Source organism: Streptomyces sp. MBT65 (assembly GCF_016612545.1).
In the GTDB taxonomy this organism is placed as follows: Bacteria; Actinomycetota; Actinomycetes; order Streptomycetales; family Streptomycetaceae; genus Streptomyces.
On record NZ_JAENRY010000692.1, the window covers coordinates 1 to 790 of the forward strand.

At 70.9% G+C, this 790-nt stretch carries 2 protein-coding genes; one reads left to right on the forward strand and one right to left on the reverse strand.

Annotation, left to right across the window (positions count from 1 at the left end; translation table 11 throughout):
- Positions 1 to 298: M1 family aminopeptidase (locus JHN63_RS51610; protein WP_267953886.1), on the forward strand; the 298-nt coding region annotated here is incomplete at its 5' end.
- Between the two features lie 30 nt (positions 299 to 328).
- On the opposite strand, the gene JHN63_RS51615 is transcribed toward JHN63_RS51610, so the two are convergent.
- Positions 329 to 790 (reverse strand): hypothetical protein (locus tag JHN63_RS51615; RefSeq protein WP_374223040.1); only part of this gene is annotated, 462 nt, incomplete at its 5' end.

Genomic DNA, 790 nt, shown 5'->3' on the forward strand with positions numbered 1-790 from the left:
CCGTTCCACGTACGCCGTGAAGTCCGCCGTGTTCGCGTTGCCGTGGCGGTGCGTGGCCGCCCACATCTCCGACAGCCCCGTCTACGAACGCGGCGCGATGGTCCTCCACAAGATCCGCCGCACGGTCGGCGACGCACGCTTCTACGACATCATCCAGGGCTGGGCGGCCACGCACCGCCACGGCAACGCGAACACGGCGGACTTCACGGCGTACGTGGAACGGATGGCACCGGGACGCGACTTCAGCGAAATCTGGAGGGACTGGCTGTACGGGAACGGAAAGCCGCCCCGTCCCTGACCGGTCGGACCGGTGGGCGAGCGATGGCCGCTACAGCAGCCAGAGGGAGCTTCCGGTGGCGTCCGCGAGTTCCCGGAGGGCTCGCTCGCCCGGGTGGGCGGCGCCGAGGCGGATCATGGCGTCGTTCGCGCGCGACTCGTCGTACGTCTTCATCGCGACGGTGAGCAGGGCGAGTTGGAGGCCGAGGTCGTAGGGGACGCGTTCGCCGGAGGCGAGGCGGGTGATGCCCCGCTCGACCGTGGCGTCGATCTCGTCCCGTGCGGCTTCGACGATCGCGCGGGACAGCAGCGAGGAGATGTGCCGGTCGAACTGGAACCGGTCCGCGAGCGAGATCAGCGCGCGCGCCGCCTCGATCCGCAGCTCCGCGCTGCCGCGTTCGTCGACCATGTCCTTGCCGGCCCCGACCGCGTCGGCGAGCTGGCCGAAGGTGTCGTCCTGGCCGAAGAAACGGTCGGCGGACTGGCCGCGCCAGACCACGTCGTCGGGGGCGGC